Genomic DNA, 14840 nt, shown 5'->3' with positions numbered 1-14840 from the left:
GAAGCAGACCGCAAGGCTGACCCAAAAAACCCAGATTCCAAGCTCAAGCACGAATAACACCCCTACTCAATCGCGGCGCATCCCGATGGATTTTATTTGGAAATGAAAAGGCGAATACGATTGCCCGTCCTCTCGGCGTTATTCGCGATATCCCCCAACGCCCCCAGGACCTTCATCCAAAGAACAATATTCAAGGCCCCAAATTCATCCTCCAGGGCAAGTAGTTTTTTGAGCAGGTCATGCTGCATCCGGTCGGCCTTGTGCTCCTCACGGCCCAGTGCGTCGATCATCTCGGTGACCTTTCCGGCCTCGGCTCCGCCGAAAGAAGCCTCAACCAGTTCATCCAGCTCGCTGCTGATCCTGGCAAAATGCTCCACGGTGGTCATTACCTGCCCTATGAAGCCCCACAGCTCATCCCTGATCGTCTTTGGAAACGGAAGCTTGCGCATGTTCAAAAGGACCATAACGTCCTCGGCCACATCGCTGATCTTGTCCTGAAAGGACAGGATATCCACAATATCTTTCCGTGCCACCGGTGTAAAAATGGTCTTGGGCAGATCGCCCCGGATCTCGTTTTTTATGATGTCGGCTTCATATTCCGCATGCCCGATCTTTTTCGACAGCTCATCGAACATTTTTTCGTCGTCCTCTTCAAAGGCCTTGAAGAGGTCCGGGATAAGCTTGGCGGTATCCATCACTTTCGTCATATGGTCCTGCAGGGGACCGAATGGGGATTTGGCGAAAAGTTCGAAAATGGTTCTTCTCATGGGTTTTCCTCCCGCATCAAACGCCCCCTTCCAGGAGCACATCATCACTGTTCAGCAGGTACACATCGACTGGTTGACCGGCCTCGGCACCGTCAACGTCCTCGGATAGAATAATAATCCCGTTTGCGGAGGACATTGACCGCAGTATCCCGGATCCCTGCTTACCCGTTGTTCTCACGTAAAATATTCCATCCTTTCTCTCTACTATGCCTCGGATAAAATTTCTACGGCCTTTTTTCTTTCTGATGCTCTGCTCCATAAGTGCCTGAATTGTGGGTCTGAAAAGTCTGGTGTGGCCCATCATCTTCCTGATGGCCGGACGGGCGTAGAGTTCGAAGGACAGGGCAGCGGATACGGGGTTGCCCGGAAGGGCGAATATGGGTTTCCAGCCCATAACGCCGAAGGTCATGGGCTTGCCCGGTTTCTGGGCGACCCTGCAGAAGAGGACCCTGGCGCCTATCTCCTCGAGTACGTCCTTCAGGAAATCGTAATCCCCCATGGACACCCCCCCGGATGTAACGACCACATCCGAAGTCAGCCCTTCCCGGATCATTCCGGCCATTTGGGCGGGATCATCCGGGGATATGCCCAACACGCGGGGAATGGCCCCACATTCTTGGACAAGGCCCATCAGGGTATAGGAGTTGCTGCTGAATATCTGAGCATCGCGGGGAATCTCACCCAGGTCAACCACCTCATCCCCGGTGGCAAGAATGGCTACCGTAGGTCTTCTGTAGACGGTCAGCTGGGCGATCCCCTGGGAGGCCACAAGGCCCATGTCGGCCGGATTGAGGCATCTTCCCGGTTTCAGGATATCGGACCCGGAGGCGATGTCCTCGCCGGCGGCGCGGATGTTATCGCCTACCCCCAGGGGTTTGCCGAGAACGAGGTAATCGTCCTTAAAGGATGTGTCTTCAACCCGCACCACCGAATCCACGCCATCCGGGATCGGGGCTCCAGTCATGATTTTCACAGCCTCATGGGAACCCACGGCAGCCCCGGGCTCATCACCGGCCCTGATTGTCCGGGACACGGGGATAAAGACAGGTGCGGCTTCAGAGGCCCCGGTGGATTGGGCGGCGTTCAGGGCAAATCCGTCCATGGCCGAGTTATCCATGGGGGGAACATCACGGCAGGCATGGACGGCTTCGGCGAGAACCCGTCCCAGACAATCGGTCAGGGGCACGACCTCCACCCCACCGACATGAGTGTTTTCCAGAATAATCCTCCTTGCCTCCGATACCTGGATCATGAGGCTCTTCCTCCCTTCTGCGTGCCGCCGCGCTTTATGCGCACGTCTCCTTTCCTCATGGTTACCTGCATCCTGTCCAGGTACTCAAGGAGGGGAATCATCCACTTCCTGCTGGTATCGGCGATCTCCCGGAACCCTTTCATGGAGAGTTCGGTATTGGATGCGAAATAGCTGTCCACCTTTTCCATAAGGGTCCTGTTGGCATCGGGATGGATATAGAAGTCGTCTTTGACTCTGACCGCATCGCCCCTTTCGGACATGAGGCCGAGAACGGCTTTCAGATGGCCTATATCCACGGCCAGGTCCCCGGCAAGATCGGGAACGAAGGGGGTTGACAGGCCGGCGGCGTCAAGAATCAAGGCGGCCCTCTTCGCCAACTCCTCCTGCTCGGGGGTAAATGCAGCGGTGTGGGCCCTGAGGAAGACAGTGTCCCCCTCAACCCCGATCACGTCTTTTTTCCCAAGGGCCGACAGGAGATTTTTGTAGGGCCGATCGGGCAACATGCTCGCGAACTTCATCCGGAGCTCCTCCCTCCCCATGCCCTTTTTAAGGGGGTGCGCCTGGTGAAAAACGTCGAGAACCTTGACAAGCCGGTCTTTCAGACCATCGAAGGACGTCGAGGAGTAGGCAAGAGCCCCGGCACCATCGCCAATGAGCACAGCCTTTCCTTCAGCCTCAAGGTCCCGCAACAGCCCGATGGCCCCAGGTACGGAAACACCCGCCCTGATCCCGATGACTCCGGCCGTCCCACCGTAATCACCTGCCTCATCCAATAGAGCTTCCATCCTCTTGCCTGGATCATCCGTCTGCAGGCGTGTCAGATGGGCGATAACCGTCTGCCGCATGCGCCGGTGCTTCGCCGGCGCCGGGTCCAGTACAACTCCTCCACCGATGGTGGTGATTGGAGAATAGCTGCGGAGGACAAACCTGTCGCCCGGCTGAGCAACCGCCGACGCTTCCAGGCGTATCTGTGCCAACGCCTCCTGCCCTGGATCGAGGGCTTCTTTCTCCAGCAGGACAACTCGGGCCATTATTTCGGAGGTGTAAAGATGGAGACGCACCCGGCTGCGATTTTTCAGGGGCCTCGGTGCGGAGGATAAAAGCCTGACATGGGTATCAAGAAGATAGGTTGGAATAAGTGAACCCGCATGGGCCGCGGTTTCCCCTCGGCGGATCTGTCCTTTTTCGATTCCCTGAAGATTCAATGCCGTGCGAGTGCCCGCGGAACTCTCCCGGACCTGTTCGCCGTGAACCTGGATGCCGCGAACTTTCGCCCTCCTGCCCTCGGGGAAGAAGTTTACCTCCTCGCCCAGCGCTACCTTCCCGGAGATAAGGGTTCCTGTTATCACAGTGCCGAACCCCTTCATGGAGAAGACACGATCCACCGGCAGGCGGAAAACTCCTTCGAGGTTCTTTCCGGGAACCAGCATGGCCGCTTCGTCCATCGCCCTGAGGAGTTCCTCTTTACCTGTGCCGTCAACGGCCGAAAAGGGGATAATCGGTGCGTCGCACAGAAAGGTCTCCGACAGGTATTCCCTGACATCTTCCGTTACCATCTCGAGCCAATCAGGCTCAACCATGTCGACCTTGGTGAGCACTACCATTCCACCCCTTGTTTCAAGGAGCCGGCAGATATCAAGGTGCTCCCTGGTCTGAGGCATGACACCTTCATCGGCGGCAATAACAAGGAGTACAAGGTCAATTCCGGTGGCCCCGGCGACCATGTTCCGTACGAACCGCTCGTGCCCGGGAACGTCCACCAGCCCGACGCGTAATCCTGAAGGCAGGGTCAGTGGAGCAAACCCGAGTTCAATGGTAATTCCACGTTCCTTCTCCTCCTTGAGTCGATCCGTGTCAAACCCGGTGAGGGATCGGACGAGGGAGGTCTTGCCGTGGTCTATGTGGCCGGCGGTGCCTATTATGATATGCGTTCGGGTATCGGTCATATATTACCGGCTCTACGTGTTTTCCCGGAAACCGATCGCTCCCCTTATGGCTCGTTCCAGTTCCCCCAGTTCTCTCGGCAAAACGGTCCTGAAGTCCAGGCACACCCGATCCTCCACGATACGCCCTATCACAGGCGGATCCTGTTCCCTCAGCCGGGCCTCAAAATCCTGCGCGGAAAGCGCCTCGGTCTCCAGGGCCAGGAGGACGGTGGGCATCTCCTCCAGGGGAAGGGAGCCGCCGCCGACCTTTGATAATGCAGGAAGGAAGGACACCTGGGCCGGAAGATCCTTAAGGCGATCCGCAAACCGATGGGCCCGGCGGGAAACGGAACTCCTGCTCGCCGTGATCATCCTCAGTATGGGCAAGTTCCCAACGGCGGTCTCGGGGTTCAGATAGATTTTCAGGACAGCCTCAAGGGCCGCCAGGGTTATTTTCCCGCACCGAAGCGCGCGTTTCATGGGATTCTTCCGAATGCGTTGTATTGTGGAAGCTTTCCCAAGAATAACGCCCGCCTGAGGTCCCCCCAGGAGTTTGTCGCCGCTGAAGGTAACCACATCGGCCCCCGCCTTCAGGACATCCATAACGGTGGGCTCGTAGTGCGACAGCCCCAGGGTCCTGACATCCAGGAGACAACCGCTGCCCAGGTCCACCATGACCGGAATTCCCTTTTCCCGTCCAAGTACGACAAGGTCCTTGACACTTGCTTCCTCTGAAAAGCCGACGATACTGTAGTTGCTGGTATGGACCTTTAGTAGAAGCGCTGTGTTCTCATCGACAGCCTGGCGATAATCACCTATGCGCGTGCGGTTGGTGGTCCCCACTTCCAGAAGACGGGCCCCGCTGGCGGACATGACGTCGGGTATGCGGAAAGAACCGCCGATCTCAACCAGTTCACCCCGCGAGACAACCACTCCACATCCGGCCGCAAGGGTATTGAGGACCAACATTACGGCCGCTGCGTTATTGTTGACTACCGTGGCGGCTTCCGCCCCCGTGATCTCGCTCAGAAGCCCTTCAATGAGATCGTCCCTGGAGCCACGCTTTCCTTCTTTAAGGCTGTATTCGAGGTTGGAGTATCCCGAGGCGGCCAGCTGCATCTGCCGAACGGCCTTATCGGGCAGAGGACTGCGGCCCAGGTTGGTGTGAATGACCACTCCGGTGGCGTTGATGACCCTGCGCAGCCGGGGAACATTCTTAACCGCCGCCCGCCTTTTCGCACCGTCAGCGACGACATCGATGGAAAGCAGTCCCGGTTCGGTGATCTCCCCCGAAAGGACCCTTTCCCTGAGAAAACAGATCTCCTCTCTCACCGCGTCCTTTACGATGCGCGGGGCAATTGCGGGTGAGGAGAACGAAAGGGCTGCACGTGCCAGGACCTGGTCCACCTTGGGAAGGTGGCGAAGAAGGTTTTTTCTGTTGTTTTCCGAGGGCATCGATGGTCCTTTATATGGAGAACATTCAACAACCGGTGTAAGAATCAATAGTCCAATACGGACTGCTACTTGTCAAGGAACCACTCGGGAAAACAGAAAAAAAGGGTTCATCCGGTTAACGCGTACCTTTATTATTTTGCTGTCATTGCGAGGAGCATCGAGGGAGACGAAAGTGACGCGGCAATCCCGGGCGGAGCTGAGAAGGTCAAAAGCTAATTTATCACAGCACGGCCCTTCGCAGGCCGTTCCACAGGGTTTTAAAGAGGGTTTTACCAGTCTTCGCCAAGGCTTCGACCTGGCAAGCAGAGGAGATCTAAAAACCATAAGGTCCTGGTTTTAAAGTTAGCAAAACTTCGTTAACTTGCGGTCAGCTTTGTTCTTGAACTGTGCAAAAACAGAAATAAAGCTGTTTCACCGCAAGGTACGCCGGGTAGGACGTTAGAAATCTTGAACCCGTTAAGAATTTTGCCTTAACTCTGTGTACCCTGCTTAACCCCGTGTACCCTGTGTTAAATTGTCTTTTTACCCGATCCGGTATTCATTCAGGTACGCATTCCCAGGATGACCCCCAAAAAAAAGGGCCCCATTTCGGAGCCCCTTTCACCCTTTTCAGGATGCTGTGTTACTCTGCTACACTTCTTCGCCTTCCCAGGCGCCATGGTGTTTTTTGGCCCAGGCCTTGGTAACCGTACCTTTGGTCATGGCCCTCCAGGTTCCGGGATTGGCAGCGGTTCCCATGTACACATGCGCGATCATTGCCAGCATGAAGAAGATGAATCCAAGGTTGTGGAGGAAGTACATCCACTGCTGAAGTCCACGCCCCAAGGTGAAGGGGAACCACAAGGCCAACCCTGTTGCGCCCATGAGCAGGCCGAGCAGGAAAACCGTCCAACCGAGGGACTTCTGGCCGGCGTTAAGCTTGCCTGCGTCAGGGCCATGGAAAGACGGGTCCATATACTCCTTGATGACGATCCCCAGGGAATCCTGGCCAGGTGTGGTGTAGTCCTTCATCCACTGGAAGAAGATGATGAAGGTCGTCACAATGAACACCAATCCTGTGTAATGGTGAATACCCCTGGACATGTCCACCCCGCCGAAAACACCCGTTAGCCAGAAGAATTTGTGGCTGTAAAGCCCCAATCCGGTCAGGGCCAGCACGATGAAGGCCAGCATATTGAGCCAGTGGAAGAACCTCTCACCGGAGGTATAGCGCTTAATAAGATGTTTAGACATCGCTGTCACCTCCTTCCTCATCGGCTTCCTGAGGTCCAATGGTCACGAAATGGGCAATGGCCGCGAATACTCCCGCCAGGAAGACTACGACACCAAGAGGCTTCATGACCGACCGCCACAGATAGGTCGACGTGGGGATGGCCGGTTTGTCGGGGAGCCCGTAAACCGAAGGTTTGTCCTCCAGGAGAACGACTACGTGGGTGTTCAGTGCCCCGCCATCGTATACCGTAAGTCCCTTTTCCTTGGCCATGGCTTTGACGGCCGGAAGTTTGGAGCTGCGGGTAAAGAAAAGAGCACCCGTAGGACATGTTTTGGTGCATGCCGGCTCCATTCCCATGGACTGGCGGTCAAAGCACATGGTGCACTTGAACGCCTTATCCACGCCGGCGCCCTCTGCGTTACCCCTATCGAAACGCGGGACGTTGAACGGGCACCCGAAGACACAGTACTTGCAGCCGGTGCAAACATCCTGATTGATAACGACAGCCCCATTGCCGTCGCGGGTAATGGCGCCGGGGACCGGGCAGGCCTTCATGCACCCGGCATCCGAGCAGTGCATGCACCGGGCCTGGCCGAAGAACCAGCGCAGACCTCCATCCGTCTCCACCTCGTTGAAAAGTATCCTGGTGTAGGTGTTGTAGGAGAGGTCCGGGGGGTTCTCGTAGCTGCCGTGATTTTCCGTTACCACCGCCGAAAGGTTATTCCACTGCTTGCAGGCTGTCTGGCAGCCGCGGCAGGCCATGCATTTGGATGTATCGATTACTATCATTTTCTCAGCCACTCAAATCACCCCCTTTCTATGCCTTCTTGACGTTGACCATGAAGGCCTTCGTCTCAGGAATCATTGTGTTGGCATCCCCAACGAATGGAGTCAACAGGTTGGAAGAATCGCCGAAAGTGTGGTTGGTGTACACTTTGCCGTTGGCCATGACGTCGTTTTCCTTGGTGGTGGCCCATCCGAAGCACCAGGGCAGACCCACCTGGTGCACGATGGCACCCGCGATCTTGAACGGTGTGAAGCGCTTCGTCACCAGGGCAACCGCGTCCACGCTTGAACGGGCGGAGGAGACAACGACTTTGTCCCCGTTTCCGATACCCTTTTCCTTGGCGAGCTCCTCGCTTATCTCTACGAAGTTGGCAGGCTGCATTTCGACCTGCCAGGGCAGCCAGCGGGTCAGCACACCCGTCTGCCAGTGCTCCGTGAGCCGGTAGGTCGTGGCGACGAGTGGATAGCGGTCGTCGTCGTTAAGGAACTGATCGAGTTTCCCCGAGAAAATCTTGATCGCCGGGTTGACCCTCTGTGGGCTCATGAGGTTTTTCTCGAGGGGACTCTCCAAGGGCTCGTAGTGCTCGGGGAATGGTCCATCCGCACGGCCCGGACCGAAGAGCCTGGAAACACCCTCGGGTTTCATGATGTAGGCCAGCTTGGTCTTTTCGTTCCACGTTCCATCAGGTTTCCGCAGGGGCGGCCACCCGCCGTCAGGAACGTCACCAACCCATTTCGCGCCGTTCCAGTAGATGACCGGCTTCTGGGGAGCCCAGGGCTTGCCGTACTCGTCGACGCTGGCGCGATTATAGATGATCCGCCGGTTGACGGGCCAGCACCAGGACCAGCCGTTATAAAGGCCGGTGCCCGTGGGATCGGACTTGCCCCGGCGGGCCATATTGTTACCGTTGCCGTTGTAGGATTGGGAGTAGAGCCAGTTGCCCGACGAAGTGGACCCATCGGCCTGCAGAAAACCGAAGGACGGTACGAGGTCGCCGGGTTTGTAGGTTTTGCCCTTAATGGTCCTTTCCTCGAGGAAATACCCGTTGATCTCCTTGGCGATGAGGTGGGTATCCATGCGGCGCACTTTGCCGTCGGGTCCCTTGGGGCCGTAATCCCAGGTCATGTTCAGGATGGGATCGGGGAAGACGCCGCCCTGTTCCTGGTACAGCTTTTTAACCCGGAACTGGAGTTCATTGAGAAGCTCCGAATCGGGTGGTGCCGGAGGTGGCGCCGCGGCATATCGCCACTGGCCCCAGCGGCCGCTGTTGGTGATGCTTCCCTCCTTCTCGAAGGACATGGCGCAGGGCAGGAAGAAGACCTCCGTCTTGATCTGGGAAGGGTCCATTCCGGGACCGCGCCAGAAAGAGCCGGTTTCGTTGTCGAACAGGTTAACGTTGACCATCCAGTCCAGCTTTGTCAGGGCCTGGCGGGTCTTGGCGGAATCGGCGCCGGAACATGCCGGGTTCTGTCCCCAGGCGAAGAATCCCGTGAACTTGCCCTTGTACATCTCGTCGAAGAGCATCAGCCAGGAGGCGTTCTGTCCGTTGTCAAGCTTCGGCAGCCACTGGTACTGGGTCTCCAGAGAGGCGCTTTTTCCGAAGTGCGCCCGGAGCAGGCTTGCGCTGTACTTCGGGTAATTGGACCACCAGTTGGCCGAATAGGGCTCACTGGTCTTGGGGGTATAGGCGTTATTGTACCTGGCGAAGGAGGAGTCCTTGGCCCTCGGGGTCTTCAGATAGCCCGGCAGGATGTGAAACAGCAGGCAGTGGTCCGTGGAACCCTGAACGTTGGATTCACCCCTCAGGGCGTTAACGCCGCCGCCCGACATCCCGATATTGCCCAGCAGGAGCTGGATTATGGCCATGGTCCGGATATTCTGAGTACCCACCGTATGCTGGGTCCACCCCATGGCGTACATGATAGTGCCCGTCCGGGTGGGCTTTCCCGTAGAGACGTAGGTTTTGTAGACCTCCAACAGCTTTTCCTTGGGTGTGCCGCAGATGGCCGACACCTTATCCAGGGTATAGCGTGAGAATTGCTTTTTAAGAAGCTGGAGAACGCACATTGGATCCTTCATACCGGGATCCTTTTTAATTACGCCCTTGCCGTCTTTCACGAGGGCCCACGCCTTCTTGTCGTACTTCCTCTTCTTGGGATCGTAGCCGGAGAACACTCCGTCCAGGTCGCCCGGCATTTTGAAGCCTGCGTTAACGATGAACGGGCCGTTGGTGTACATCCGCACGTAATCTCTGTGGAAAAGCTCGTTGTCAAGGATGTACTTGATCATCCCGCCCAGGAAGGCGATATCCGTTCCCGACCTCATGGGGGCGTAAATATCAGCCTTGGAGGAGGTCCGGGTAAACCTCGGGTCAACACTGATAAGCTTGGCGCCGTTCTCCAGCGCCTTATTGACCCACTTGAATGAGATAGGATGGTTCTCAGCGGCGTTGGAGCCGTTGATCAGGATAACATCCGAATTGCGGATGTCGATCCAGTGGTTTGTCATTGCGCCGCGTCCGAACGACTCTGCCAGAGCCGCTACAGTAGCGCTGTGTCATATCCTTGCCTGATGTTCGATATACACCAGGCCCAGTGCTCGGAGCCACTTCTGAAGGATGTAGCACTCCTCGTTGTCGAGGGCTGCGGAACCCACCGAAGCAATCCCGTCGTTCCGGTTGACTACCTGTCCGCCGGCATTGATCCTGGTAAAGCCCGCGTCGCGGCTCTTTTTTATCCTCTTGGCAATCTCACTGTAGGCCCAGTCCCAGCTGACCTCTTTCCATTCCCCCCTCTTCGGGGCCCGGTACAGGGGCTTGGTGATGCGCCACGGGCTGTCGGAGACATGGCGCACAGCCTGCGCTTTGGAGCATAGGGATCCCTCGTTGATCGGATGATCCGGATCGCCGTCAATGTAGACGACCTTGCCGTTGTGGGCCTGGATAATAAGACCGCATCCGACGGCACAGAAGGGACAGATGGAGGTCGACTCCCTGGAGTACTTGATGGCCGTATTACCGCCTCTGGCCCCGGCCATGGATGTACCACGAAGACCGAGTCCTCCTAACGCCGCACCGGACACACCGACGCCGGAGATCTTTAAAAAATCTCTCCTGGTAACATTCATCCTTGTCATCACCTTCCTTTCCTCACGGTTAATAACAGGTCCAAGCTTTTTTCGGGACCGATCGCACTATTATCTCCAGGGCTCACCTCCCTTCTCCCTGGATCCGTTCCGTCCAGAAAAAACCCCTCCAAAAAACAGAAGGAAGCCATGACCTTGTCACGGCTTCCTTTGCAAAAAACGGCAGGCACGGCGATTGCTCCCCGCACCCTATCGTCCTGCCCATCCCGGTAGGACGCAACAGGATCGGAAGTCAGCTATTTGGTATTCAGCGATTTTTATAGATAAATTTTACCCCATCAAATTATCAATTTCAACCACTAAAACCATGTTTTGGCAAAAAACCGGCGCATAGTCTGCACTATGTTGTGAGGACCATGTTCACAGCCTTATGAAGACCGGGGAACACGTTCCGGATCAGGCGGGTCATCATCCGGCTTACTCCCATCATCCAGGTCAAAACCAACCCAGACACCGAAAATATTGGGGGCGCCTCTCCTGTACCCTTCCCCTTCCGCGGCCAGATCGTAGCCGGGAGTCTTGAGATCCTCCACCTCCGGATGGCCATTGTCATCCTCGCCTGTTTCCCACGTTTTTATGTATCCCCTGCAACTATTGCAGAAATCCACCCTCAGCCTGCTGTCCCCGTCTTCCAGAGTGAAGAACCCCAGCTTCTCGTGGTCGCTGTTCCCGCAGAAAGGGCACAGGATCCTTCCAAAACGCCACTTGGTCTCACACCTGTGGCAGATCAGATGTCGTTTTCCGCCCTCCCCCTCCAGTGTCGCAACAGCGGGACCTCCCCCGCAGACGGGACAGAATCCATGCTCCCAATCTGAAGTGTCAACATTCCCGAAGGCCCGGGATATATCTTTAAAGGTTCCCTTCAGGACGTTAAAGACCGTAAAGAGGGCGACCTCCGAATTGAGGGACTGAGGGATGACGCCCCTTTCCCGAAGCCTGTCCTCGCCGTCAACAAGGTAATTTTCCACCATTTTTCGAAACAGCCCTTTTCCCTCGAGAAGGTTCGATGCCTCCTCTTTTTCACCCTCGTGGTCGGAATGGAGCTTTAGTACTTCGAGTATCTCCACGGCCCTGTTAAGCAGGGCTTTCTCGGAGGGAATGATCTCGGCGGGCTGAAGAAGGATGAACCCTTCCTTCAACCTCATTTCGGCCTCATCCCCGCCTGGTGCATGAAACTTTTTCCCGGGTTTCAGCGCCTTCGCGTTGAGGGTGGAAAGTGCCCTGTAAAGCTCCAGAACCTCTTCCATTCCCTCCATGTCCATTTCCCCCTGAAAGAGGGCCTGGATAGCATTCGAACCGGTTTCATTCGAGCTTGCCATTGTGTCCTCCTGTTTTCGCCTTCTCCACCTTCACCATGAATGCTTTCAACTGCAGGCCTCCCTCCCTGCCGTTGAAGACAGGGGAAAAGAGCTCGTTGGTCCCCGGCCGGCCGGGTTTTAAACCGGTAACGGAAGTGACATGGTAACGCTTCCCATTATACCCAAAATTCCCCAGACGGGAAGTGACAAGCGCCAGGGCACGGACAGGTTCCGTAACAAACGGCGTTTTAATATCGACCGCATCGCCGCTGACCACCTTCAGTTCGGCTGCCATGTCCGGTCCCATCTCCAGCATTCGGTCGGTTCCCAGCTCCTTGAGCCACCCCACCTGCCCCAGGATACCCCCGCTTCCCATTGTGTTGCCTGTACGATGGGTCGTCATGATCACCGGAAATCTACCCAGCACATCCTCCGGTCTCCTGGAAAGATAGTCCCATGGACCGGAACTATCGTCCATTTTCTCAATTGACGGGTCGGATCTGCCCCCCGTCAGATAATCGGGAAGGGGGCTGTGAAAGGGTTCGTAGTGGTCCGGGAAGGGTGGACCCACTGCTGTTATTCTCCAGAACCGGATTGACAGATCGGGTATGACCTTCGGCGAACCTGACCAGCGAAGCAGTACGGACCGGTCCCGTTCATGGCCAAAGACCCAGGAAAACGGATCGGGCATTCCCCAGGGCCAGAACCAGCCCCACCGTTCAAAAAGTCCGAGGCCGTAGGGATCCGAGAAATCCCTTCTCCCGGCCAACCACGCCTCATCGGTCACCTGGCCGCGGTAGAGACGGTTACCGCAGGACGACCCCCTGGGCCAGTCCCGGCCGGGGCCGAGCGGGGTCACCTCCTCAACCCCACCGTCCACTACCCCGTTGATCTCCCTGGCAACGGCCTCCGGATCGGCCCAAATGGGCCATCTCAGGGACGTTATCGGAGAGATACCAGGACCTCCTTCGCTGCGGGCCATTTTCTTTATGATAACACCGAGCCGGGTGATGGTATTGAGAAGAGAAGGAACCGTTTCCGGCAGGCCGTGGGCGGGGACAATACGGCGGACCCTTCTTCCCGCATCCGTCATGCTTCCGGAACGAAGGGCCGGGGGTTCCATGGGGATAAAAATAACCTCCGTCTTAAGGGCGGAACTCCCACGGGCGGTCTCCTTCCAGAAGAGACTGGTCTCGTTGGGTGCTGTGTCAACAACAACAAGGAGATCTAGTTTCTCCAACGCCCCACGGACTGTTTTTCCACCGGGGAAACTGTTGACCACGTCGGAACCGATAACTATCAGTACCTTGATTTTTTCATTGGCAACGTCACGGAGGATGGTGCTGATGGATATCCCCTCGTCCTTTTTCACTACAGGTAGAAAGCCTACTGCCTCGGACGGTTTTTTACTGTCGAACCAGGCCCTGGCCAGGGCTTCCATGGCGCCCGGGTCCTCCCCTCCAAATCCGGTTTTACGGGAATCGGTCCCCTCCAACGGCAGAGGAAGATAGCCGGGAAGATATGATGCCAGGAGGCCCATGTCGCAAACACCTTGGGCGTTTCCAGCTCCGGATGGAACAACGATCCCGCCACCCCGTTTTTTCAGGTTTCCCAGCAGAGTCTGAATCATCGCGGCCATACGAACGGTATCTGATCCCGATGGACGGCATAACGCACCGGCCCCAAGGATAAAAGAGGCGGAGAATTCCTGACGGCCCGTTCTCACCAGTTCCTTGCAGACCCTTCGAAAAAGATCCCGATCCACCCCGGAGATCCCGGCGATTTTCCGCAGGTTATATCGGCGGTAGTGCCGTATCAATCGCTGATAGATGGTATAGGGCCCGGAAAGCTCCGGATCGCTCTTTGGCATACCCCTGGATTTGCCGCCTGTAAAGCGCTGGTACTGTCCCATGATCTCGGTCAGAGTTGAGAAAGAGGCGTCTGTATGCTTGACCAGTTCCTCGGTCCTGCGTTTCCCGTGTTCGAGTATCCATGAGATAAAGCCGCCGAAGACAGCAGCATCGCATCCGGGCCGGATCTGGAGCCAGATATCGCCGGTTTTAATGGATTCAGTCCATCTGGGTTCAATAAACACCACCGTCCCGCTCCTCCGCCTCACCTCGTCCAGGGCGCGGGAGAGTACAGGCACGGTCTGGCCCGGGTTGCACCCGGCCACGATGACCAGGTCGCTTTCGGCAACATCGGTCGGCGGATGGGTTGGAGCGGGAAGGCCAAGGACACTCAACAGGCCGAGGATAGCCATTCCACGGCTGGCCCTGACGGTAGTATCCATATTGACGGTTCCGATGGACCGGAAGAGTTTGGCAAGAAGATATGCCTCTTCGTTGGTCAGGCTCCCTCCGCATATCATCCCAAGGTTCTCCAGACGGTTTGAAGACCCCTTGGAATCGGCTCTCCCCCTCATTTCACGGTCCCGGACATCCTTGATCCGCCGCCCGACCAGATGGACGGCATCATCCCAGGAAACCTTCCGCCAACGGGATTCGCCCGGATATCGGTGCAGGGCCCCAACCGATGCCGCGGCATCAGTGACGGCGATCAAAGAATTTCCACGCGCGCACAGGGAACCCATGGCCACTGGGCAATCCGGGTCTCCTTCCACGTTCCATCGTCCATCGCTGTCCCTGAAATAAATAACGCCGCAGCCCATGGAGCAAAGGGGACACCGGCTGGGCGTTTCGCTGCCATAAACCACGGAACGGGTTTTTGGTCCCCGAAATGCCTCTCCCCTGCCGGGAGGCAGGATGGTAAGGAGAAGACCGCCTCCGATTTTCAGGAAGCCTCTTCTGCTCATGCGAGTGTTTTTCAAGCGCTCCTCCGGTCCCCTGTCACCGTGGGAATCGTGCAGATCTGCAATAAGTTCATTAATTTTTATTATGTCAGATAGAAAGTGAAAATGACACTAATGCGCCTACTACGGGGCACCCAAATCGAAGATTTGTGAGGAAAGTGAAAATGACACTTTTCGCTTTCCGTGG

At 56.6% G+C, this 14840-nt stretch carries 9 protein-coding genes and 1 riboswitch; all 9 genes read right to left on the bottom strand.

All coding sequences use genetic code 11. The features are described 5' to 3' along the window. Positions 1-92: 92 nt before the first annotated feature. Positions 93-767 carry a TIGR00153 family protein gene (locus GXP52_08385; GenBank protein ID NOY87301.1) on the bottom strand — a complete coding sequence of 225 codons (675 nt, stop codon included), beginning with the start codon at positions 765-767 and terminating at the stop codon, positions 93-95. A 16-nt stretch (positions 768-783) separates the two neighbouring features. Then, positions 784-2019, bottom strand: coding sequence for a molybdopterin molybdotransferase MoeA (locus tag GXP52_08380; GenBank protein ID NOY87300.1), 1236 nt, complete (start codon positions 2017-2019; stop codon positions 784-786). After that, positions 2016-3965 (bottom strand): selenocysteine-specific translation elongation factor, encoded by a 1950-nt coding sequence (gene selB, locus GXP52_08375; GenBank protein ID NOY87299.1) that lies wholly within the window; start codon positions 3963-3965, stop codon positions 2016-2018. Before selB ends, GXP52_08380 begins: the two co-directional genes overlap by 4 nt. A 12-nt stretch (positions 3966-3977) precedes the next feature. Continuing rightward, on the bottom strand, positions 3978-5399 hold the full coding sequence (locus GXP52_08370; protein ID NOY87298.1) for an L-seryl-tRNA(Sec) selenium transferase: 1422 nt from the start codon (positions 5397-5399) through the stop codon (positions 3978-3980). 630 nt (positions 5400-6029) lie between these two features. Continuing rightward, complete coding sequence (locus GXP52_08365) at positions 6030-6632, bottom strand: formate dehydrogenase subunit gamma (GenBank protein ID NOY87297.1); 603 nt, start codon at positions 6630-6632, stop codon at positions 6030-6032. Further along, a complete protein-coding gene (locus GXP52_08360; GenBank protein ID NOY87296.1) occupies positions 6625-7401 on the bottom strand; it encodes a 4Fe-4S dicluster domain-containing protein in 777 nt (258 codons plus the stop codon). Before GXP52_08360 ends, GXP52_08365 begins: the two co-directional genes overlap by 8 nt. A gap of 28 nt (positions 7402-7429) precedes the next feature. Further along, on the bottom strand, positions 7430-10525 hold the full coding sequence (fdnG, locus tag GXP52_08355) for a formate dehydrogenase-N subunit alpha (GenBank protein NOY87295.1): 3096 nt from the start codon (positions 10523-10525) through the stop codon (positions 7430-7432). A gap of 147 nt (positions 10526-10672) precedes the next feature. Continuing rightward, positions 10673-10786: riboswitch (molybdenum cofactor riboswitch) on the bottom strand. A 125-nt stretch (positions 10787-10911) separates the two neighbouring features. Further along, a complete protein-coding gene (locus GXP52_08350) occupies positions 10912-11862 on the bottom strand; it encodes a formate dehydrogenase accessory protein FdhE (protein ID NOY87294.1) in 951 nt (316 codons plus the stop codon). Further along, positions 11846-14671, bottom strand: coding sequence for a molybdopterin-dependent oxidoreductase (locus tag GXP52_08345; GenBank protein ID NOY87293.1), 2826 nt, complete (start codon positions 14669-14671; stop codon positions 11846-11848). The genes GXP52_08350 and GXP52_08345 overlap by 17 nt, the downstream gene beginning before the upstream one ends. Positions 14672-14840 lie beyond the last annotated feature (169 nt).

The organism is Deltaproteobacteria bacterium, from assembly GCA_013151915.1.
GTDB lineage: Bacteria > BMS3Abin14 > BMS3Abin14 > BMS3Abin14 > BMS3Abin14 > BMS3ABIN14.
This window is presented reverse-complemented; position numbering and strand designations above follow the sequence as displayed.

Bases quoted from the DNA above. Each gene is read 5' to 3' on its own strand.
- GXP52_08385 (NOY87301.1), bottom strand. From the start codon at position 767: ATGAGAAGAACCATTTTCGAACTTTTCGCCAAATCCCCATTCGGTCCC.
- GXP52_08380 (NOY87300.1), bottom strand. From the start codon at position 2,019: ATGATCCAGGTATCGGAGGCAAGGAGGATTATTCTGGAAAACACTCAT.
- selB (NOY87299.1), bottom strand. From the start codon at position 3,965: ATGACCGATACCCGAACGCATATCATAATAGGCACCGCCGGCCACATA.
- GXP52_08370 (NOY87298.1), bottom strand. From the start codon at position 5,399: ATGCCCTCGGAAAACAACAGAAAAAACCTTCTTCGCCACCTTCCCAAG.
- GXP52_08365 (NOY87297.1), bottom strand. From the start codon at position 6,632: ATGTCTAAACATCTTATTAAGCGCTATACCTCCGGTGAGAGGTTCTTC.
- GXP52_08360 (NOY87296.1), bottom strand. From the start codon at position 7,401: ATGATAGTAATCGATACATCCAAATGCATGGCCTGCCGCGGCTGCCAG.
- GXP52_08350 (NOY87294.1), bottom strand. From the start codon at position 11,862: ATGGCAAGCTCGAATGAAACCGGTTCGAATGCTATCCAGGCCCTCTTT.